We start from the raw sequence: 22,341 nt of genomic DNA, 5'->3' as shown, positions 1-22,341 counted from the left end.
TTTGTTATCAACTTGCTTAACTTAAAAGATAGGAAACTGGCTAAAAAACTTTCAGAAAAATTTCTGAAGTAAATGGGTTTGTAGGGTTAAATAGATATAACTAATTGATGTATTGGGCAAAAAAACATCGATTTTTTTATCAAGTTTTGTCTAAACAGCACCCGGTTGTTTAGGTTATAATCGGTTTTTATGTATAAATAACCAGTAGCTCTCATCATGATGGATCCATCTCTATTACTCGACGGTTTGAACGATAAACAACGTGAAGCCGTTGCAGCACCTCTAGAAAACTTGCTCGTTCTTGCTGGCGCAGGAAGTGGTAAGACACGCGTTCTTGTTCACCGTATCGCTTGGCTGATGTCGGTCGAGCAAGCTTCTCCGTTTTCAATCATGTCGGTAACCTTTACCAATAAGGCGGCGGCAGAGATGCGTGGACGTATCGAAGAGCTAATGATGGGCAGTGCAGGCGGTATGTGGAATGGTACTTTCCACGGCATTTGTCACCGTATTCTGCGTGCACACTATCTTGATGCGAAGCTACCGGAAGATTTCCAAATCATTGACAGTGACGACCAACAGCGTCTACTAAAGCGTTTGATTAAAGCGCAAAACCTCGATGAGAAGCAGTGGCCGGCACGCCAAGTGGCATGGTGGATTAACGGTAAGAAAGACGAAGGTCTGCGCCCGTCGCACATTGATGCGTACCATGATCCAGTAACCAAGACATATCTGCAGTTGTACACCGCTTACCAAGAGGCGTGTGACCGTGCTGGTTTAGTCGATTTTGCGGAAATCTTGCTGCGCGCACATGAGCTACTGCGTGATAACAAGTTCGTCCGTGAACACTACCAAGCACGCTTTAAGCACATCTTGGTCGATGAGTTCCAAGATACCAACAACATTCAATATGCTTGGCTACGTATGATGGCGGGTCCTGAGTGTCACGTGATGATCGTAGGTGATGACGACCAGTCGATTTACGGCTGGCGTGGTGCAAAAGTCGAGAATATTGAGAAGTTTACGCTGGAATTCCCAAGCGTGAATACCATTCGTCTTGAGCAAAACTACCGTTCCACTAAGACCATTCTGGAAGCATCTAACACCCTGATTGCGAATAACACCGAGCGTATGGGTAAAGAGTTGTGGACGGATGGCGTGGTCGGTGAGCCTATCTCGGTTTACAGCGCTTACAACGAATTAGATGAAGCCCGTTTTGCGGTGAACAAAATCAAAGAGTGGCAAGACAAGGGCGGTGCTCTGAATGACGCTGCGATGCTTTACCGTAACAACGCCCAGTCGCGTGTTCTGGAAGAAGCGTTAATTCAAGCCGGTCTGCCTTACCGTATCTACGGCGGCATGCGATTCTTCGAACGTCAGGAAATCAAAGATGCCTTGAGCTACATGCGTCTGATTGCCAACCGTAACGATGATGCGGCGTTTGAACGTGTGGTGAATACGCCAACGCGTGGTTTGGGTGATAAGACGCTTGAAACCATCCGTTTTGCGGCTCGTGACCGTGGTTGCACTATGTGGGAAGCGAGCGTGGCAATGTTGGACGAGAAGGTGCTTGCTGGTCGCGCTGCTGGTGCTCTGAGCCGTTTTATCGAGCTTGTCACCGCGCTAGAAGACGACACCTTAGAGATGCCGCTGCATCACCAAACTGACCATGTAATTAAATACTCGGGCTTGTTCGCGATGTACGAGCAAGAGAAGGGTGAAAAGTCTAAGGCACGTATTGAGAACTTGGAGGAATTGGTGACCGCAACTCGCCAATTCGAGAAACCAGAAGAAGCCGAAGACATGTCACTGCTGACGGCATTCCTAACCCACGCAGCACTAGAAGCGGGCGAAGGACAAGCGGATGAGTTTGAAGATGCGGTTCAGCTCATGACATTACACAGTGCGAAAGGTCTAGAGTTCCCATTGGTGTTTATGGTCGGTGTGGAAGAAGGCATGTTCCCAAGCCAAATGTCGGCAGAAGAAGCAGGGCGCTTAGAAGAAGAACGCCGTCTGTGTTACGTAGGCATGACCCGTGCAATGCAGAAACTGTACATCACTTATGCTGAAATGCGCCGTTTGTACGGTCAGGATAAATACCATAAACCGTCTCGCTTTATCCGTGAACTGCCAGAAACTTGTTTAGATGAAGTACGAATGAAGGCGCAAGTTAGCCGTCCTTCAAGCAGTGGTCGATTTAGCCAAACTGTTGTGAAAGAGAGCTTTAATGAAACCGGCTTTACGCTAGGTTCTCGTGTGATGCATCCAAAGTTTGGTGAAGGCACCATCATCAACTTCGAAGGCAGTGGTCCACAAAGCCGTGTACAGATTGCCTTTAACGGTGAAGGCATCAAATGGTTGGTAACTGCTTACGCACGACTAGAGAAACTGTAAGGCTTGACCAAAACTCATACCAATCGTAGTAAATAACTGGTCATTCTAGCTTGTTAAAATACTCGATAACTGCGTTGCAATTTTTGATTGTAGAATAACTACTTATCGAAAAATTGCGCCTTGTTCTCAAGCATTTTCCCTACGCTATTTCTGATCACTTATTTACTGTGATTGGTATCATCAACTTAAGAGCTGCTTCGGCGGCTCTTTTTGTTTGTGCGGTTTTGGTGTCGCTAACGCAGTAAAAAATGGAATGATAAATGGAGTACAAAAGCGCGACTTAACGATGCCGTTTGAAGTGAAAGGTGGGCGTTGTGGGTGAATGCCTGTTTTCAGCAGATCTACTGAGAAAAACTTTAGGCAAAGAAAAACCCCGAGGGCTTGCGCCCATCGGGGTTATAGTCTTACTCGCAGCAATCCAGCTACTAAGAGTGCTCCATGCATCTAATCCATGATAGTGTGCTGAATCCGTCAGCTTAATCCTTACGTCGCCTTCCTAGCGGTGTCCTTAATGACCTTATCCTGGTCTGCTAACTATCCTCGTTAGCTCTCATCACTTGTTCCCTGAGCGGTGTCCCTGACATCATCCTGATGTTCAAATCCTTGCCTCGTCCAGAGGTGTCCATTTCCCGTCCTTAGTAGCAACCATCCTAGTCACTATTGATTCCGTTCAATGTCCAATTTTGCAATCCATGCCCGACTATTCATCCTGAATAACCGTTTCTTCTTCCTGAAGTTCACCAAGTCCGTGGTGTTTCCTGTTCCGTGTCAGCATCCTTCCGACAGGTTTAATATTACGTGTTTAACGATTTCCAACAACGGGCTAATCTCACATTTTTTAACTCTCTTAGCGTTCAAAAAAGATACATGAGTATTAAATTCAATGGCTTATGCTCTTTTCTGTACGGTTTTACCATTAAAAAAGAGAGGTTTGCTCAACCCTTTGTGAGAGATCTCGCACAAGGGGTCGAGCGAAAGACTCTTACTGCCCGATAGCGGCACCTTCACGTCTTGGATCCGCAGCGCCTTCAAGACCGTCTTTTGTTATTCGTATCGCATGCAGACCAGAGTTCAAATCCCGAACATCGGTTTTAAAGCCCATCTTCTCCAGAGCAGGATGTAAGCCCTCTGCGGCGGTACCTTGCTCAATATCTAAGGTGCCAAAACGGTTCAGCAATCGTGGCTGATTAATCGCGCTCTGGATGTCCATATCCCATTGCGTGTGGGCGATAATGGCTTGTGCGACGTAACCAATAATGCGGCTGCCACCCGGTGAGCCAATTGCCATGTAAGGTTTGTCATCCTTCATCATAATGGTCGGTGCCATGGAGGAGCGTGGGCGTTTTCCCGGTTCTAAGCGGTTCGCGATTGGCACACCATCTTGATGCGTGCGGAAAGAGAAATCGGTCAGTTCGTTATTGAGCAAGAAGCCACGCACCATCAAGCGTGAGCCAAAGGCGTTCTCGATGGTTGTTGTCATTGAAACCACATTGCCTTGCTTATCGACGATATTGAAATGGCTGGTGGAAGGCAACTCGATCGATTGGTCCATGCTTAAGTCCATGGCGTGCGACCAAGGAGGATTACCGGCTTCAGCCTTACTCAAGGCTTTACCGACTTGAATGAGCTCAGCACGTTGTTTGAGATAATCTTTATCAAGCAAGCCTTCGGTTGGCATTGGCACATAATCATGGTCAGCCATGTATTTACCACGATCTGCGAACGCAAGGCGCGATGCATCAGCGATCACTTGCCATGATTTCGCGCTTTCGGCTCCCCAACCTTTAAGATCGTATTGCTCGGTGATCGCGAGAATCTGTCCAACCGTCAATGCGCCAGAGCTAGGTGGTCCCATGCCGCAGATGTTATAGCTTTGGTAAGCCGCACAAACCGGTTCACGTTGCTTGATTTGGAACGCATCAAAGTCAGGTTGTGCCAATACGCCAGGATTGCCCGGTGCATTCTGTACTGTCTTGATGATGTCTGTGGCGATATCGCCTTGATAGAAAGCTTTTGCCCCTTGCTCTGCAATTGCCGTCAGAGTTTGCGCGTATTCAGGGTTCTTCAACAACGTGCCTTCGGCTTTTGGTGAGCCATCTGGATTGAAGAAGTAAGCCTTAGTCGCAGGGAAGCGAGATAGGCGCTTGGCATCTTTTTCAATCAGACTCGCGAGGCGAGGACTAACTTCGAAACCTTGTTCAGCCAAGGTAATTACGGGTTGGATGATCTTTTTCCATTCCAACTTGCCGTATTTCTGGTGCGTGTCCCACAGCAGTTTCACTGTACCAGGAGTGGCAACGGAGCGCCCGCCGACAACCGCATCGTAAAATTGTAGGGGTTGTCCTTTTTCGTCTAAAAAGAGTTTCGGCGTCGCGGCGAGCGGTGCGGTTTCGCGTCCATCATACGTAGTCAGTTTTTGTTTCTCACTGTCCCAATACACTAAGAAGGCACCGCCACCAATACCTGATGATTGCGGCTCTACCAAGCCCAGCATCAATTGTACGGCAACCATGGCATCAATAGCATTGCCCCCTTGTGCAAGAACATCCGCCCCGGCTTGGGTTGCAAGTGGGTTGGCTGCTGTGACCATATAACCTTTGGCTTTGACCAATTGCTTTTGCTCGAAGCCAGTACTGTGCTCCGGTGCAACCGCATCTGCTGCTTGGTTAGCAAAGGCTGAGGTAGATAAGACGAGTGGGGAAGTAAGAAAAAGACCCGTGGTCACGAGTCGGTTGAACGTCCAATGCATGATGACTCTCCATGTTGCCAGTTTTGTGCTTTGAGCTTGGCAGTTATGGAGAGTCACGTCGAGTCAGCAATCTTAGAAATGTCGATTGTGCTACGCTTTTAAATCAGTACTTTATCCGATAAAAGTATTGATAGTTTGGTATAGAATACTGCCGCCCACTAGAGTAAATACCACGCCGCATAGACCGTCGATGTAGATACCCGCTTGTTGTAATTTACGCTGTAAGCGCTGTGTCGACAGCATCCATGCAAGGCTAGAGAACCAGAATAGCGACAAGCCAAACAGGATGACCAAGGCAGTACCTTTGCCAGTAATCGACATACCTGCTGGGACTAAACTCGACATCAAACTGACAAAGAACACCAGGGCTTTTGGGTTAAGAATGTTGGTCGCAAACCCTTTAGCAAACGCTTGACGCTTATTGCTGATCACTAGGTTATTTTGCTTCTTAGGTTGATCCGTCAGTGGGTTTTGGATCATCGAGATCACGGCACGCAATGCGCCAATTCCTAAGTAGAGCAGGTAACTACCACCGAGCAGTTGTACCACGGAATACAGCACTGGGTGCTGGTGGACGACAAAACTCACACCTGTCAGGCTGAACAAAGAGTGCAGCAAAATACCGACGGACAATCCCAACGCAATGTACAAGCCAGTTTGACGACCATGACGCGTCGCATTTTGTACGACCAGCGCAAAGTCCGGACCTGGACTCATTAGGGCAATAAAGTGAATGCTGGCGAGTGTCAGCAATATGGTGGATTCATTCATAACACATCTCAAATTTAACCAATGCGGCTATTGTCGTGGTAAGTCACCTGTGGCGCTTGTAAAAAACTGACAGCTTTCTCGGTAAATGAAATTAACGAGCCACTTGAGAAGGGGAAACGCCGTAGGTCTGTTTAAACGCTTTGCTGAAATGCGCTTGATCATAGAAACCGATTTGATGAGCGACGTCGGTACCACATTGACCAGCTTGCAGTAACTTCATGCCTTGTTCAAGGCGCAGGCGTGCGAACCATGCATAAGGCGTCATGCCAGTTTGCGCTTTAAAGTGGCGCTGGAACTGAGTTGGGCTCAGTTGGCACAGCTCTGAAAGTGAATCCAAACGCACCGCTTGGTCAAGGTTAGCCATTAGATAATCTTTTAACGTCCCAAGCGATTGGTTTCCTAGCGGCACCACTTTTTGTCGCTCAAGCGATCCGTAGCGATCAAAAAGTTGGTTAAATCCTTCAAAAGGAAGGCAATCTTTGGTGAGTTGGCTGAGGTTTTCACGACGAAGCAGCCCGTGTAAGTTACTAAGTTGTGAAAATATCTGCGGATCCGAGATGATCAGTTCGTTGAAGTGTATTATTTGACCGTTTTGCTTAAGATCAGCCAGATCGCTCAATAGATGAGGTTCGATCGCAAACACATTTACTTCGTAGCCACTCTCGAGCTTAGATTGCCCGTCGTGCAGCTCATCCGGCGGCATAATCACAATTTGCCCGTGACCAACTTGGTGGCTGTTACCTTGGTATTGGAACTTCTGCGCACCATGCGTGATCAGGCCGAGATGAAAATCCAGATGGTAATGCCTTTGAAAAGCAAATTTCTGGTATTTCGCCTCTATTAGACTCAAGTTGTCATGGTCGGTTGCGTAGTACTGAATATGTTCCATTAAATAAAAAAGCTTGGTCACATTATGACCAAGCTTATCTGGCAATTTCTAACTTGTCTTGTAAAAAACGATCACTGTGGCTGAACGATTCGGCGTGAGCGACGGTTATTACGTAATCCATCAAAGCTAAACACGACTAGTGCTCCCCAAATAAAGACGAAAGTGATCGCTTTATCCATGGTAAAGGGTTCGCCATACATCAATACAGCAAGTAAAAACATTAAGCTTGGGCCTATATATTGGAAAAAGCCCAAAGTCGATAATTTGAGTCTTGTTGCTGCACCCGTAAAGCACAGCAGTGGCAGGGTTGTTATAACCCCAGCCGCGATCAACAAACTATTTAACGTAAGTGGATTCGTAAGCATATTTGAGGTTGGTGTATCGGCAATAAAAAGCAAATAAACAGCGGCCACTGGCAGTAGAAGTAATGTCTCGATAAACAAGCCAGTTTTTGCATCGACACTGACTTTCTTTCTTAATAAGCCATAAAAGCCGAAGCTCATTGCTAACGCCATCGCAACAACAGGTACGGAGCCAAATACAATCAGTTGAACGAGTACGCCACAACCTGCCAATACAACCGCGAACCACTGTAATTTACGCAGTCTCTCTCCCAAAAATACCATCCCGAGTAAGACGTTGATCAGTGGATTAATGTAATAACCTAAGCTGGCGTCGAGCATATGATTCGAGTTTACCGCCCAAATGAAAATCAACCAATTGCCGCCAATTAACATGGAACTTGCGATCAGGTAAGCGATTTTCGTTTTGTCTTTCGCGATGTGGTAAGCCGAGCGCCAGTGACGGCCAAAATGGAGGAGTGCAGCAAGCAAAAAGAAAGACCATATCACTCGGTGGCTGAGAATTTCCAAAGGAGATACTTGTGCGATGGACTTAAAGTACATCGGCGCAATGCCCCACATGGTATACGCGCCAATCGCTAGCAAGATGCCTTGCCGCGCGCGTTGTTGTTCGTCTTCTGGTGTCATGAAGTGTCACCTAATTGTGTGTTTTATAGAGCAGAAAATCAGTATACGAGTCGTGATGCGAAACACCTAACAATTTGCGGTTTTATTCACCATGAAACCCCATTACAATGTGCCCTCACTTTGTGTGCCAGTGGTATGCATAAGCACCTCTTTTTTAAGACCCAATCTGAGACTTTTCATGACCTCGACCTTGTTAGCCGAACAATCTGATTCGCCTGTAACGCCTCAACGTGTGTTGGAGGATGTGTTTGGTTACCAAGAGTTCCGTGATGGTCAGCAATTAGTGATTGACGCCGCGATAGAAGGTCGCGACAGCTTAGTTATCCTGCCTACTGGTGGCGGTAAGTCGCTGTGTTATCAAATTCCTGCTTTGGTTCGCTCTGGTATTACTTTGGTGATTTCTCCGCTTATCTCGCTGATGAAAGACCAAGTGGACCAGCTTAAAGCCAACGGTGTAGCGGCTGAATGCATTAACTCGACCATGCCTCGCGAAGAGCTGCTCAGCGTGTATAACCGCATGCACACTGGTCATCTTAAGTTGGTGTACGTCTCGCCAGAACGCGTGTTGATGCGTGATTTCATTGAGCGCTTGGAAAACCTGCCGTTATCGATGATTGCTGTCGATGAAGCGCACTGTATTTCCCAGTGGGGACACGATTTTCGTCCAGAATACGCCGCGCTTGGTCAACTCAAGCAGCAGTTTTCCCATGTGCCATTTATGGCGCTGACGGCGACGGCGGATGACGCAACGCGTCGAGATATTCTTGAGCGTCTGCAACTGAATAATCCAGAGGTTTATCTAGGCAGCTTCGACCGTCCCAACATTCGCTACAACTTAGTTGAGAAGCACAAGCCGGTTTCGCAAATCGTTCGTTATCTTGAAACCCAAAAAGGTAATTGCGGCATCATCTATTGTGGTAGCCGTAAGAAAGTTGAGATGGTGACCGAGAAGCTGTGCAACAACCACATTCGTGCTGCTGGTTATCACGCAGGTATGGACGCCGATGAGCGCGCTTACGTTCAAGAAGCTTTCCAACGCGATGATATCCAAATCGTGGTGGCGACCGTGGCATTCGGTATGGGCATCAACAAACCAAACGTGCGCTTTGTGGTTCACTTTGATATCCCGCGCAATATCGAGTCCTACTATCAGGAAACGGGTCGTGCAGGGCGTGATGGTCTGCCTGCGGAAGCGATGATGTTGTATGACCCGGCGGACATCAGTTGGCTGCGTCGTATGTTGGATGAGAAAGACGATGGTCCACAGAAGCAGGTGGAAACCCACAAACTGAATGCGATGAGTGCCTTTGCTGAGGCGCAGACTTGTCGTCGTCAGGTGCTATTGAATTACTTTGGTGAGTATCGTGAGAAGCCATGTGGCAACTGCGATATTTGCTTAGATCCACCGAAGCACTTTGATGCCACGGAAGAAGCGCGTAAGGCGCTATCTTGTGTGTACCGTGTTAATCAGAGCTTTGGTATGGGTTACGTAGTGGAAGTGCTACGTGGCATGCAAAACATTCGTGTACGTGAAAACGGGCACGATAAGATTTCTACCTACGCGATAGGGCGCGACCATAGCCACGATTACTGGGTGAGTATCTTCCGTCAGTTAATCCACAAAGGGCTGTTGTTCCAAAACATTACACGCAATTCAACGCTACAACTTACCGAAGAAGCGCGTCCGCTGTTGCGTGGCGATGTGACTCTGGAGTTAGCGGTTCCACGTTTAGACACCGCAGCACGTGCGGCGAAGTCGGAAAAACTGACCAGTAAGAACTACGACAAGAAGCTGTTTGCTAAGTTACGCAAGCTGCGTAAATCGATTGCTGATGAAGATGGTTTGCCACCATACGTGGTCTTTAGTGACGCGACTCTGATTGATATGGCGGAGATCTTGCCAACGTCTTACGGCGAAATGCTGGCAGTGAGTGGCGTTGGTCAGCGCAAACTAGAGAAGTACGCCGACCCATTCCTCGATTTGATTCAAGAACACATTACTCACCACGGATAAGGAACCAAGATGCAAAAGGAATTTGGCTTAGCGGATTACATGGCACAAGAAGGGCGCTTAATCATTACCGCGCCGAGCTTTGACCTTGATAGCTTTCCTGCCTTAGGTGAGCGTTTAGTCGGCTTGCTTTCCGCTACTGTGGTGGAAAAGCAGTGGGATGCGGACATTCACTCTTGGCTGATTGACTTTGAAGGTTGCCGACTGTTTATGAAAGCAGAGCATTACAGCGAAGCGATTTGGTTTGAAGCGTTAGCGATTGAAGAGAGCAGGGAAGAGTTGGATTATCTTGCAGGATTGTTCCAGCGCGGCTTCTAAAAATAGAATTTTTCTTGAAAGGGTGTTTCACATGAAACACCCTTTTTTATGCTCAAACGTTTGCGTAAAACAGACGACTTGCGGCGAAAAGTGGTTAATGTATAATCGCCCACCGCTTCGCTCAGAATGAGCCAAGCCAGTTTATTTTTCATTTTACATTGTTGGTAAGAGCCACTCTATTCAGTGACTCGATTTGGGTTCCCTCACCCCCAAACCAAACTAAAAAGGTATCGCATGAGTAACTTTACCCCTGCGCAGCAGCGCAACGCCCTTATCTATCTGGTTCTATTCCACCTAGTCATTATTGCATCTAGCAATTACCTAGTTCAGCTACCGTTTACTATATTCGGTTTCCATACCACTTGGGGTGCATTCACTTTCCCATTTATCTTCTTAGCGACTGACTTAACCGTGCGTATTTTCGGTGCTCAGTTGGCGCGTAAGATTATCTTCTTAGTGATGTTGCCTGCTTTGGCAGTGTCTTACTTCTTATCGGTGGTGTTCTTCGAAGGTCAATTCCAAGGTTTTGGTCACCTAGGGGAATTTAACTTATTCGTTGCTCGTATCGCGATTGCTAGCTTCATGGCGTACCTACTTGGTCAGATCATGGATGTGCACGTGTTCAACCGCCTACGTCAAATGAAGCAATGGTGGGTGGCACCAACGTGTTCAACGCTTTTCGGTAATGCACTTGATACTATCGCTTTCTTCGCCATTGCGTTCTACCAAAGCCCAGATCCATTTATGGCGGAGCATTGGACGGAAATCGCGCTGGTGGATTACGGCTTCAAACTGATTATCAGTCTTGGTCTTTTCGTTCCTATGTATGGCGTACTACTGAATTACCTAATTAAGAAGCTGACTGCGGTGAACCCTGACTTTAAGGTGACGACAAGCGTTCAGTCTTAATATCAGTGGGAACCCCGAAAGCCGCTTGCTTAAATCAAGCGGCTTTTTTGTACCTGTTTACTTGGGTTTAGAGGGTTTTGTACAGCGTGGGGAGTAATTAGATCATGGGTGTCCAAAAGCTCCCTGAGCTGTACGAAGGTAAAAATGAGCAGTAAAAAAGGTCCCGAGTGAGACCTTTTTATCGAAGTTACGGAACGTAGAGGAAGCTAGTTGGTGAAATGGCTAACGGAGCATCTTCTCAATCAAAATGGCTTTTTGCGCATCGAAGGCGCCAAGTTGCAGGCCTTTCTCCCAACTGATGCTTTGATTGAACATCGCCAACATCAAACCGACACTGCGTTGATTGGCGTCCTGCCAGCAATCAGACTCGCTGTATTCTCCATCATTTATCGCGTTGCCATTAACGAGAATGGGCTCGAAACGCCATTTTTCGCCGACACGATAGTAGCCTTTGCTGGTTAAAGTCTGGTTGGATTGAATCGTTAGATTGTGCTCGATGCCCGGCTCACCTGTTAATTCAAATACAAATCTTAGCTGGTGGTCGCCACATTGCAGCTCAACGATCAGTTGGCCGTTTTCCTCAATCAGTGTTGACTGAGAGTAGTCTCCGAAGCAGTGCAGCAACCAAGAAATAGGGTGACTGGCTGTTTCAAGAAACCACTCTTTGAGTGTGAAGGTGCCCGGTAGGTTAACTTGGGTGATTAGATTGACCACACAAGGTTGGGTTTGCGAGGTGAGCCATTTCTCTATCGTCTTGGCGGTCTCTAGCTGAGCAAAGGCGTAATTAACCAATAGGTTGGAGTTCGGTTGCTGCCAGTGAGTGATGTCGGAATTCAATCCCACCAATGGCTTTTCACAAATCAGCTTGGTTGAACCTAACGTCTTTATGATCTCTGCATGAGTATGCGCAGGTGTCGCGATGGTCACGACATCGAGTTGTTTGAGTGCGCTGATGTTCGTTTCTGCCTTTAGGATTGCTTCCTCACTGCACGCTTGCTGAAGCGGTTCTATTTGGTTGGCGCATAACGTTGTGACCGATACACCATTGTTTCGATAGTGGGGAATGTGCGTGCGTCCCCAGTTGATTCCTATGATGCCAGCTTGTTTGATTTGCTCTGGCTTGTTGAAACGTTCACTCAATGGCGGCAAGGCAATTCGTTCATCTGTTAGACGTTGGTCATGGTGATAATCATTGCTTGGCAGCACTTGCCATGGCTTGTTGTAATGCTGCTTGAGTGCACAAACGAGTTCGTAGAAATTCCACTTATCCTTTAAGTTGCTATCAAAATGGTATAAACCTGCTTCGTTCCGCTCAATAAGCTGCAAAAAGGCGAGTGCAGTATCGTCCATATGAGAAGTCGCGGGATACCAAACTGTACTAGCGGTAATAACGCCGTTCTCTTCATATTGGCGGTCGAGATGCGCCAACATGTTATTGCCTTCTGCTTGGTGATGGAGCTGCCAACCAATTCGAGCAATCATCGCATCTGGATTTGCTTGCCAGATTGCATCTTCACAACGAACTTTGTATTTGCCGTATTCATCTTGGGTGTTTCTTTCTTCAAAGATGCCATAAGGCCCATTTTTTGTGGCATCAAATACCATTGCTGTACTGACAAAAAGATAAGGAATGTTGCGCTGTTTGCAGTGCTCACCAAGCCACGCTGCCCACGCTTCACTCCCCATCGCCATGTGGCACACCGCATCAATGTGGTGCCGTTGCCAAAATTGCTCACTTTGCTGTGGATCATCTGGTGGGATTTGGTGGTGATTCCATTCCAATACGTTCCAGCCACGGAGGTGGAACTGATGAGCAACTTTAGGGGCGAGGGTGCCAGTTAAGCCAGTCATTAAAACGGTTTTCATGATGGTGCATCTTGGTTGGCTAAATCGTGCTTATCAATAAAGCATGGCTGTTTTTCGATGTAGAGCGGAGAAGCTGAGATTTTTGCTGGGCAGCACGTTTTGTAGGGGAAGTAGAAGCAAAAAAGCCCAAGCGAACGCCTGGGCTTTAGTATTGTAAGGCAGTGATATTCGCTTATTTTGCTACGATATTTAATGGCCAGCCGATGTCTGTCTGACGGTTGGATTCAATTTCCAACTCAGCCGCAGTCAGTGGGTTTTTCTCTAGCCATTGCGCATCAATGTGTAACGTTAGATTGTCGCCTTCAACCGTTAGAGTCACATTTGGCTCTAGATCAGGATTGCGACGATGGCTGAGTAGAACCGCAAGACGCAACAGTCTCAATACTCGTTTGGCACTTGAGCCTGATAATGCATGCTGCTCAGGTAAAGAAGTGAGCTGTTCGCGATAGCGACGAGCCACTTCACCAATAAAGAACTTCTGCGCGCGCGTGTAACCAGGCAGATCCAAATTCTGCAGCAAGTAAGCACTATGCTCTCCGCCTTTTTTGAAATCGATAGTTAAACCAATTTCATGCAGTTTTGCGGCGGTCTCGAGTAATATCTTGCCCTGAGGCTCTGTAATCCACTCATCGCCCCCAGCTTGCTGTAAAAGCGTGTGTGCCAGAGTAGCGACTTGTTCGCCGTATTGGTGATCGAGCTGATAGCGATTTTGTACGCTAGCGATAGTGCGGGCACGAATGTCTTCTTGACGAAGCTCTTCAACCATCTCATACACTAAGCCTTCGCGTAGTGCGCCGCCAGCCAGTGTCATAGCATCGATTTCAAGCAATTCAAAAACGGCAATCAAAATAGAGAGGCCACTAGGGAACACTAATGCACGCTCAAGTGTTAAGCCTTCAATATCGAGCTCTTCTAAATGGTCGGCCAACATGGCTTGCTTCTGTAGACGCTTGAGTTTGGAGTGAGTGATTACTTCGTCCATGCCTTGCGCCAGCATTATCTCTTGCAATGCCTGAACAGTGCCTGATGCACCAACACACACATCCCAACCAATTTCTGTATAACGTTCTAAAATCGGCTGGATGGTCTGTTTCGCTCCTTCAATTGCCGCGTCAAAGTTACGAGCATTCAATTGGCGATCTTTAAAGAAGTTTTCAAGCCAAGTCACGCAGCCCATTTTTAAGCTGGTCAGTGCTTTGGCTTCGAAACCTTCCCCGATAATCAGTTCGGTACTTGCTCCACCGATATCGACTACAAGGCGACGACCACTACCGCCAGAGGTGTGAGCGACACCTTTATAGATAGTGGCAGCTTCTTCTTCACCAGTAATCACTTCGATAGGCTGGCCTAGAATTTGGTTAGCCTTTTCTAAAAACACATCTACATTGGTCGCGGTACGTAATGTTGCAGTACCGACGATGCGAATGTTTTGTTTAGGAATGTCCTGCAAGCGTTCCGCAAATAGACTTAAGCAGTCCCATCCTCGCTGCATAGCTTCCATACTAAGAGAATTATGTTCATCTAAGCCCGCTGCTAGACGAACTTTGCGCTTAATTTTAGCCATTGTTTGAACGCTGCCATCGATGTGACGCACAACGAGCATGTGAAAACTGTTCGACCCGAGGTCGATGGCGGCATATAGCGGTGATGATCCTGCTTGACTCATAAAACGAACTCAGTTTCCTATTACGATTGTTTTGGTGCCGATTGACGCGGTTGGCGTGGACGACGTCCCTGCGGCTTACGGTTACCAGAACCAGAGCGGGTACCGCCAGTATTCGTGCGGCGCTGTTGGTTGCGTGGTGCACGCATACGAATCGGAGCCGGTAGATCTTGAATCAGTGCCGACGAATCGTACTCTGAAACTGGGATTGTATGCTCAATGTATTCTTCGATTGCTGGTAGGTTAACCGCGTACTCTTCACAAGCAAAACTGATCGAATGACCGCTCGCACCAGCGCGACCAGTACGGCCAATACGGTGAACATAATCTTCACAGTCGTCAGGAAGGTCGTAGTTGAAAACGTGCGTTACCTGAGGAATATGCAAACCACGCGCTGCAACGTCAGTTGCAACTAAGATGTCGACATCACCTTTGGTGAATTGCTCAAGAATCTTCTCACGCTTCTTCTGCGGTACATCGCCAGTAAGAAGGCCTACACGGTGTCCATCGGCAGCCAAATGACCCCAAACCGATTCACACTTATGCTTGGTATTGGCAAAAATGATAGCGCGATCTGGCCACTCTTCTTCAATTAGTGTTTGAAGCAGCGCCATTTTGTCTTCATTCGAAGGATAGAAAAGCTCTTCCTGGATACGGTGGCCAGTTTTTTGTTCTGGTTCGACAACGACATGCTCAGGAGTATTCATGTGTTCGAATGCCAGTTCTTGAACGCGGTAAGACAGCGTTGCTGAGAACAGCATGTTCAAACGCTCTTTTGGCTCAGGCATACGACGGAACAAGAAGCGAATGTCTTTAATAAAGCCAAGATCGAACATGCGGTCGGCTTCGTCCAGAACAACAGCTTGAATGTTGTTGAGGTTAAATACGCGCTGTTTGTAGAAATCGATGATACGGCCTGTTGTTCCGATCAGAATATCTACGCCGTCTTGCAGTTTCGCAAGTTGCTTGTCGTAGCTTTCACCACCGTAAGCTAGAGCGGTTTTTAGACCTGTGCTTTCAGTTAATGATTCTGCATCATTGTAAATCTGAATAGCGAGCTCACGTGTAGGCGCCATAATAATTGCGCGTGGCTGTGTAGGCTTACGACCTTCATGTTCCGGAGTCGTCAGAAGGTGGTTGAACGTAGCAGTAAGAAACGCGAGCGTTTTACCAGTACCCGTTTGGGCCTGGCCTGCGATGTCTTGGCCGGTGAGCAGGACCGGCAACGCCAAGGCTTGGATAGGGGTACAAAATTCGAACCCTTTTTTGTCCAATCCTTCAATAACTTGGGGCTTTAAGCCCAAATCGGCGAACTTTTGCTCTGTGATATGCGTCTTTTTCATGGCTATAGAATATCAGCTAAAGCTTGCAATACGAAAGTAAATACATTCCAATAGGGCATCTAATTACTGGTTATCATCCAACCAGTTTCGAAAAACACATTGGAGTGGAAGATGAGTGATAAGATTTTGCAGCTAACTGATGACGGTTTTGAAAACGATGTAATCAACGCTGCAGGCCCGGTTCTAGTGGATTTTTGGGCAGAATGGTGTGGTCCTTGTAAAATGATCGCTCCTATTTTGGACGAAATCGCAGACGAGTACGAAGGCAAACTCACTATCGGTAAACTAAACATCGACCATAACGCAGGTACACCACCTAAGTTTGGTATTCGCGGCATTCCAACGCTATTACTATTTAAAGATGGTAACGTAGCGGCAACGAAAGTAGGTGCTCTGTCTAAAACTCAACTAAAAGAGTTCCTAGACGCAAACTTATAATCACCAAGTGATTACAGATAAAACCGTGCAAAGTTACAATGCACGGTTTTGTTTTTCTAACTCTGGACTAGAATACTAATTAGTGCTAACTTATCGCGCGTTAATTGAACAAATTTCTCTTCTTGGTCGATCCTGAGACCAAATCCATCTTAACTAGAAAACAGATCTTATTTTGACTAAACAAGAATCCACCACCATGAACCTTACCGAACTGAAGAACAGACCTGTGTCTGACCTTGTAAAACTGGGCGAAAGCTTAGGATTAGAGAACCTAGCTCGCTTAAGAAAACAAGACATCATCTTCGCGATTTTAAAAGCGCACGCTAAAGGCGGCGAAGACATCTTTGGCGATGGGGTTCTGGAAATTCTGCAAGACGGCTTTGGTTTCCTACGCAGTGCAGATAGTTCATACCTTGCGGGTCCGGACGATATCTACGTATCACCAAGTCAGATTCGTCGCTTTAACCTACGTACTGGTGACTCTATCGCTGGTAAAATTCGTCCACCAAAAGACGGTGAACGTTATTTTGCCCTTCTAAAAGTCAATACCGTTAACGACGATAAACCAGACAACGCCCGTAACAAGATCCTATTTGAAAACCTTACCCCTCTACATGCGAATGAGCGCATGGTGATGGAGCGTGGTAACGGTTCAACAGAAGACATTACAGCACGTGTTTTAGACTTGGCATCGCCAATCGGTAAAGGTCAACGTGGTCTGATTGTTGCTCCGCCTAAAGCGGGTAAAACAATGCTTCTGCAAAACATCGCGCAAAGCATCGCGTACAACCACCCAGAGTGTGAGTTGATGGTTCTTCTTATCGACGAACGTCCAGAAGAAGTAACCGAGATGCAACGCCTAGTTAAAGGTGAAGTGGTTGCGTCGACTTTCGATGAGCCAGCATCTCGTCACGTACAAGTAGCGGAAATGGTGATCGAGAAAGCAAAACGTCTTGTTGAACATAAGAAAGACGTGGTTATCTTGCTTGACTCTATCACTCGCCTAGCTCGTGCTTACAACACCGTAGTGCCTTCATCAGGTAAAGTACTAACAGGTGGTGTGGATGCAAACGCATTACATCGTCCTAAGCGTTTCTTCGGTGCTGCACGTAACGTAGAAGAAGGCGGCAGCCTAACTATCATTGCAACGGCACTAGTAGATACTGGTTCTAAAATGGATGAAGTTATCTACGAAGAGTTCAAGGGTACAGGTAACATGGAATTGCACTTGAACCGTAAGATTGCTGAGAAGCGTGTATTCCCTGCGATTGACTTTAACCGCTCAGGTACACGTCGTGAAGAGCTACTGACGAAGACTGACGAACTACAGAAGATGTGGATTCTGCGTAAGATCGTTCACCCAATGGGCGAAATCGACGCAATGGAGTTCCTAATCGATAAGCTAGCGATGACGAAGACCAACGATGAGTTCTTCGATGCGATGCGTCGTCAATAGTCTCAGATAAGTTATTCTGCGAAAAGCCACCGTATATCGGTGGCTTTTTTATTGCTTTCTCCCGATAGAAGTATCAGAATGAAGGAAATGTTATCGGGAGGTTAACATGCAACAAGGAATGTTGTCGTCATTACTCCTGAGCTTGTCACTTATCACTCTACCTGCGACATTATCTGCCAAGGAAATGCATGAGTCTGTAGTAGAACAGTGGCTTCAGGATACTCAAATACAGACTAAAGTCTCTGAACTGCTTGATTACGCTGTCAGAGATGAAGTCGACTCGCTTAAATTTGCCCTTGATCGACTTGCTTTGCCTCAACAAGAGGTGGTGCGCTTTCAATTGTTGGAAAAGCTTGAAAAGCAAGATGTGATTCTCACGCCTCGAATGGCTCTGTTTGTTGAGTCCCAGATCCGTATGACCCCGACTTATCAAGTGTTAGAGCGAGGTGATGGGTATGAATTTAGTGTACCCGCTTTTAACTTTCCCGTTATTGCGAGTCGCTTGATTAAGCGTTGGAAACAAGACCAAAGTACCTTGGACTTTGTCTTACAAGCTGAACGAAGAGAGCTTAACTTAAAGCAATGGCTTACAGGGCCATCTCAACAAGCTCAAGCGCGTGAAGCGCTTTTGATTCGAGAGTTAGACAGTTTATCACCCAACGCGCTTGCTGCATTAACGGCCCAGTTAACCAAAGCAAATGTGACCAGTTGGTTACCCTCGACGGCCGTGATAGTCAGGTTGGCACAAGTTAGTCAGGATGAGGAAGTGTACAACTTACTCTGGCGGATGAAAGCCGATTACAACAGCCAGTCCGAGCTTGAGCGTTTAGCTGCGGTTGGAGACGTTTTTTCCATTCAGCAATTGATGAATGCCACAGTTAACCCATCACTCAAGCCAGAAGCTATTAGTCTACTTACAAAATCTAACCCTCTATCTCCGCAAGTAAAGCAGTTTCTAGTTAGAAAAATGGCGTTATCAGAAGAAGCAACCATGGTTGCTCGAGAGCTTGCTCAACAAGGGCATCAAACCTGGTTGGAAGAGTTAGTATCTTCGAACCATCAGATAAAGACTCGGCAGATTGAACAAGTATTAAAGTAATCTGGCTCACATACCCACACAAAATAGGAGGATCTTAGCGTCCTCCTATTTGTTATACTGCGGACAGTTTAATCAGCCAGCATGAAGGCCTATGAGTTTTAAGGATTTACGCGAATTTATCGACCACCTAGAACAGAAAGGTCGACTTAAACGCATCACTCACCCTGTCGATCCCGCTTATGAAATGACAGAAATCAGCGACCGCACCTTGCGTGCTGGTGGACCTGCGCTGTTGTTTGAGAACCCAATCGGCTACGACGTACCTGTTTTGACTAACCTGTTTGGTACACCAGAGCGTGTCGCAATCGGTATGGGACGTGAAGATGTTAAAGAATTAAGAGAAGTCGGTAAGCTGCTGGCTTATTTAAAAGAACCTGAGCCACCAAAAGGCTTCAAAGACGCTTTAGAAAAACTGCCAGTGTTCAAACAAGTATTGAACATGCCGGCTAAGCGTTTACGTAAAGCACCATGCCAAGACATTGTTTGGCAAGGTGATGAAGTCGACTTGGATAAAATTCCGGTAATGAGCTGCTGGGCAGAAGATGTAGCGCCGCTGCTTACTTGGGGCTTAACCGTAACCAAAGGTCCAAATAAGAAACGTCAGAACCTAGGCATTTACCGTCAGCAGAAAATTGCCAAGAACAAAATCATCATGCGTTGGTTAGCCCATCGTGGTGGTGCGCTTGATCTGCGCGATTGGATGGAAACCAACCCAGGTAAACCTTTCCCAGTTTCGGTCGCGTTTGGTGCAGACCCAGCAACCATTCTTGGCGCAGTAACACCAGTGCCAGATACGCTATCGGAATACGCATTTGCAGGTTTGCTACGTGGAAGCAAAACGGAAGTCGTGAAGTCAGTCAGCAACGATTTGGAAGTGCCAGCGAGCGCGGAAATCGTGATGGAAGGCTATATCGACCCGAACGAGTTTGCTGATGAAGGTCCTTACGGTGACCACACTGGCTACTATAACGAAAAAGAAAAGCACCACGTATTTACTATTACGCACATTACTATGCGTAAAGACCCTATTTATCACAGCACCTACACAGGTCGTCCGCCAGATGAACCAGCTGTATTGGGTGTGGCATTAAACGAAGTGTTTGTGCCTATTCTGCAAAAGCAATTCCCAGAGATTGAAGACTTCTATCTTCCGCCAGAAGGTTGTTCGTACCGAATGGCCGTCGTCACCATGAAGAAGCAGTACCCAGGACATGCCAAGCGCGTAATGATGGGCGTGTGGTCTTTCTTACGTCAATTCATGTATACCAAGTTTGTTATTGTGTGCGATGAATCGGTAAACGCACGAGATTGGAATGATGTCGTGAAAGCCATGTCAGAGCATATGGATCCTGTACGTGATACCTTGATGATAGATAACACGCCAATCGACTCGCTCGACTTTGCTTCACCAGTGGTTGGGCTTGGCTCCAAAATGGGCTTGGATGCGACCATTAAATGGGATGCCGAGCTGGCGACGCGAACCGAGGTCACTGAGCGAGACAGCAAAGCGATTACCGAAGCAGAACTAAATGAGTTGAAACAGCAACGCCCTGAGATTGTTGACGTCTATCTTCCAGTTACAGCAAACAACCAATTTGCTGTCGTGACTATGAAGAAAGACCAAGCTGGTCAATCCCAAGAATTGATGGAACATCTATGGGGCTTCTTTGCTCAGTACACGGATAACAAATTCATCATTTTGTGCGACGATGACGTTAATGCACGAGATTGGAATGACATCATTTGGGCGGTGACAACTCGAATGGACCCAGATAGAGACACGATTCAAGTGCTTGGTAAGACTGAGAGTTCATCCAAATTAGGACTGGATGCGACCAACAAGTTCGAATCTGAAGTCACGCGCGAGTGGGGTACGCCTATCAAAAAAGATCCTAAACTTGTGGCTAAAGTCGATGAGATTTGGGACCAGTTAGGTATTCTATGAGTCATCAAGTCCACCTTCTACCAATGGACGTTACATTCCAAGTAAAAGAAGGGGAGACGGTGTTAGAAGCTGCGCTCAACAACAATATTCGCTTCCCACACCGTTGCCAAGTTGGCGCTTGCGCCATGTGCATGTGTAAAAAGCTAACGGGCGAGGTGAGCTATCACCTCGAACCGATGCTAACCGAAAAAGAGCAACAGCAAGGTTGGATATTCCCTTGCCAAGCCTATACAGAAAGTAATTTAGTGCTTACTTTTGACGAGTAAGCGAGAGGAACACCATGACCATCCAATGTAAAGTAAAGTCTATTCAGCCGTTAGCTTGTAATACTTACCAAATCCTTCTTCATCCAGAATCACCAGTGCCTTTTAAAGCGGGTCAGTACCTAATGGTGGTGATGGGTGAAAAAGACAAACGTCCTTTCTCTATCGCAAGCAGCCCTTGTCGTCATGAAGGTGAACTTGAACTGCACATCGGTGCGGCGGAACACAACGCTTATGCACAAGAAGTTGTCGAAGCAATGCAAGCGGCGCTTGAAACTGATGGTCAGATTGAAATTGATGCGCCACATGGCGATGCTTGGGTTCAAGAAGAAAGCGAACGCCCATTATTATTAATTGCTGGTGGTACAGGCTTCAGTTACGTTCGCTCGATTCTGGATCACTGCGTAGCGCAGAATAAAACCAATCCTATCTATTTATATTGGGGCGCGCGCGATAACTGCCAGCTTTATGCTAAAGACGAACTGGTCGAGATTGCCGACAAGTTTGCCAATGTTCATTTTGTGCCAGTAGTAGAAGAAGCTCCTGCAGACTGGCAAGGTAAAGTTGGTAACGTGCTACAAGCTGTAGCTGAAGATTTCGAAAGCTTAGAAAACTACGATATCTATATTGCAGGTCGTTTTGAAATGGCTGGCGCAGCACGTGAACAGTTCACTCAGAACAAGAAAGCGAAGAGCGAACGTATGTTCGCAGACGCGTACGCATTCATTTAAATACGGCTTTTAAGGCAGAAAAAGAGGGTTTTTTACCCTCTTTTTTGCTTTTTTGATGAAATAGTCATCGAACAGTCATTTTTTTCCATTTTTTTTCAAAAAAGGGTTGCGAACGGAACTGAGTTCCCTATAATGCGCATCCACCGACACGGCAGACGCGATAAGGCTTCAGCAGGGTCGGAGAGGTGAAAGCTTCTACGAAAAATAAAATTGAAAAAGTGTTTGACACTGTCAATTAAATCGCTAGAATGCACCTCCGCTTTGAGAAGAAAAACTTCTCGCAAAGCAAGCTCTTTAACAATATAGACCTATCAATCTGTGTGGGCACTCGTTGATGATAATCCAATTAGAAGCTTCGGCTTCAAATTAGGTTTCAATGAAACGAAGTGACCATTGAATCTTCGGATTCAGCACAGTCAATTCAAACATTACTTTATGTAATGTTCAGTATTCATTGAGCCGAACAAAATCTTAAATTGAAGAGTTTGATCATGGCTCAGATTGAACGCT

General features: G+C 46.7%; 17 protein-coding genes. 10 read left to right on the top strand and 7 right to left on the bottom strand.

The annotated features are described in order from the left end of the window. The first annotated feature begins 216 nt into the window (after positions 1-216). The gene (uvrD, locus tag MTF70_RS23345; protein ID WP_005378778.1) at positions 217-2,391 is read left to right on the top strand and encodes a DNA helicase II; all 2,175 of its coding nucleotides are present in this window, start codon (positions 217-219) and stop codon (positions 2,389-2,391) included. Positions 2,392-3,373: 982 nt separating this feature from the next. Here uvrD and ggt read toward each other — a convergent pair. The 4 genes from ggt to rarD form a co-directional block, all read right to left on the bottom strand. Beyond that, positions 3,374-5,140 (bottom strand): gamma-glutamyltransferase, encoded by a 1,767-nt coding sequence (ggt, locus tag MTF70_RS23340; RefSeq protein ID WP_025768967.1) that lies wholly within the window; start codon positions 5,138-5,140, stop codon positions 3,374-3,376. 111 nt (positions 5,141-5,251) lie between these two features. Then, the gene (locus MTF70_RS23335; protein ID WP_025768968.1) at positions 5,252-5,911 is read right to left on the bottom strand and encodes a LysE family translocator; all 660 of its coding nucleotides are present in this window, start codon (positions 5,909-5,911) and stop codon (positions 5,252-5,254) included. Positions 5,912-6,002: 91 nt separating this feature from the next. Then, a complete protein-coding gene (locus MTF70_RS23330; RefSeq protein WP_005382915.1) occupies positions 6,003-6,800 on the bottom strand; it encodes an AraC family transcriptional regulator in 798 nt (265 codons plus the stop codon). Positions 6,801-6,871: 71 nt separating this feature from the next. After that, positions 6,872-7,789 (bottom strand): EamA family transporter RarD, encoded by a 918-nt coding sequence (rarD, locus tag MTF70_RS23325; protein WP_005378774.1) that lies wholly within the window; start codon positions 7,787-7,789, stop codon positions 6,872-6,874. 178 nt (positions 7,790-7,967) lie between these two features. Here rarD and recQ point away from each other — a divergent pair, with 178 nt between their 5' ends. From recQ to MTF70_RS23310, 3 genes are all read left to right on the top strand, one after another. Then, positions 7,968-9,803 carry an ATP-dependent DNA helicase RecQ gene (recQ, locus tag MTF70_RS23320; RefSeq protein WP_025768969.1) on the top strand — a complete coding sequence of 612 codons (1,836 nt, stop codon included), beginning with the start codon at positions 7,968-7,970 and terminating at the stop codon, positions 9,801-9,803. Between the two features lie 9 nt (positions 9,804-9,812). Further along, on the top strand, positions 9,813-10,118 hold the full coding sequence (locus MTF70_RS23315) for a DUF3630 family protein (protein ID WP_005378772.1): 306 nt from the start codon (positions 9,813-9,815) through the stop codon (positions 10,116-10,118). 234 nt (positions 10,119-10,352) lie between these two features. After that, entirely contained in the window at positions 10,353-11,027 is a 675-nt protein-coding gene (locus MTF70_RS23310) for a 7-cyano-7-deazaguanine/7-aminomethyl-7-deazaguanine transporter (RefSeq protein ID WP_005378770.1), read from the top strand. A gap of 222 nt (positions 11,028-11,249) precedes the next feature. Here MTF70_RS23310 and MTF70_RS23305 read toward each other — a convergent pair whose 3' ends face one another. The 3 genes from MTF70_RS23305 to rhlB all read right to left on the bottom strand — a co-directional run bounded on the left by MTF70_RS23305 (position 11,250) and on the right by rhlB (position 15,899). Then, the gene (locus MTF70_RS23305; protein ID WP_205461610.1) at positions 11,250-12,893 is read right to left on the bottom strand and encodes a sugar nucleotide-binding protein; all 1,644 of its coding nucleotides are present in this window, start codon (positions 12,891-12,893) and stop codon (positions 11,250-11,252) included. Positions 12,894-13,065: 172 nt separating this feature from the next. Next, positions 13,066-14,559: a guanosine-5'-triphosphate,3'-diphosphate diphosphatase gene (gppA, locus tag MTF70_RS23300; RefSeq protein WP_005382885.1), complete on the bottom strand. Its 1,494-nt coding sequence runs from the start codon at positions 14,557-14,559 to the stop codon at positions 13,066-13,068. 20 nt (positions 14,560-14,579) lie between these two features. Next, positions 14,580-15,899: an ATP-dependent RNA helicase RhlB gene (gene rhlB / locus MTF70_RS23295; protein ID WP_005378764.1), complete on the bottom strand. Its 1,320-nt coding sequence runs from the start codon at positions 15,897-15,899 to the stop codon at positions 14,580-14,582. A gap of 111 nt (positions 15,900-16,010) precedes the next feature. On the opposite strand from rhlB, the gene trxA reads away from it, so the two are divergent. The 6 genes from trxA (at position 16,011) to fre (ending at position 21,831) form a co-directional block, all read left to right on the top strand. Next, the gene (gene trxA / locus MTF70_RS23290; RefSeq protein ID WP_004745500.1) at positions 16,011-16,337 is read left to right on the top strand and encodes a thioredoxin TrxA; all 327 of its coding nucleotides are present in this window, start codon (positions 16,011-16,013) and stop codon (positions 16,335-16,337) included. Between the two features lie 196 nt (positions 16,338-16,533). Beyond that, positions 16,534-17,793, top strand: coding sequence for a transcription termination factor Rho (gene rho, locus MTF70_RS23285; RefSeq protein ID WP_005378757.1), 1,260 nt, complete (start codon positions 16,534-16,536; stop codon positions 17,791-17,793). A 106-nt stretch (positions 17,794-17,899) separates the two neighbouring features. After that, positions 17,900-18,892: a hypothetical protein gene (locus tag MTF70_RS23280; RefSeq protein WP_005378756.1), complete on the top strand. Its 993-nt coding sequence runs from the start codon at positions 17,900-17,902 to the stop codon at positions 18,890-18,892. Between the two features lie 91 nt (positions 18,893-18,983). Then, a complete protein-coding gene (ubiD, locus tag MTF70_RS23275; protein WP_033907314.1) occupies positions 18,984-20,837 on the top strand; it encodes a 4-hydroxy-3-polyprenylbenzoate decarboxylase in 1,854 nt (617 codons plus the stop codon). Further along, positions 20,834-21,103 carry a 2Fe-2S iron-sulfur cluster-binding protein gene (locus tag MTF70_RS23270; RefSeq protein ID WP_009696789.1) on the top strand — a complete coding sequence of 90 codons (270 nt, stop codon included), beginning with the start codon at positions 20,834-20,836 and terminating at the stop codon, positions 21,101-21,103. Before ubiD ends, MTF70_RS23270 begins: the two co-directional genes overlap by 4 nt. A 14-nt stretch (positions 21,104-21,117) precedes the next feature. Continuing rightward, complete coding sequence (fre, locus tag MTF70_RS23265) at positions 21,118-21,831, top strand: NAD(P)H-flavin reductase (protein ID WP_005382872.1); 714 nt, start codon at positions 21,118-21,120, stop codon at positions 21,829-21,831. The last annotated feature ends 510 nt before the right edge of the window (positions 21,832-22,341 follow it).

The organism is Vibrio sp. 2CM40D, from assembly GCF_023161825.1.
Taxonomy (GTDB): Bacteria; Pseudomonadota; Gammaproteobacteria; order Enterobacterales; family Vibrionaceae; genus Vibrio; species Vibrio alginolyticus.
Note: the sequence above shows the minus strand (reverse complement) of the source record. Positions and strands in the feature narration are given on the sequence as shown.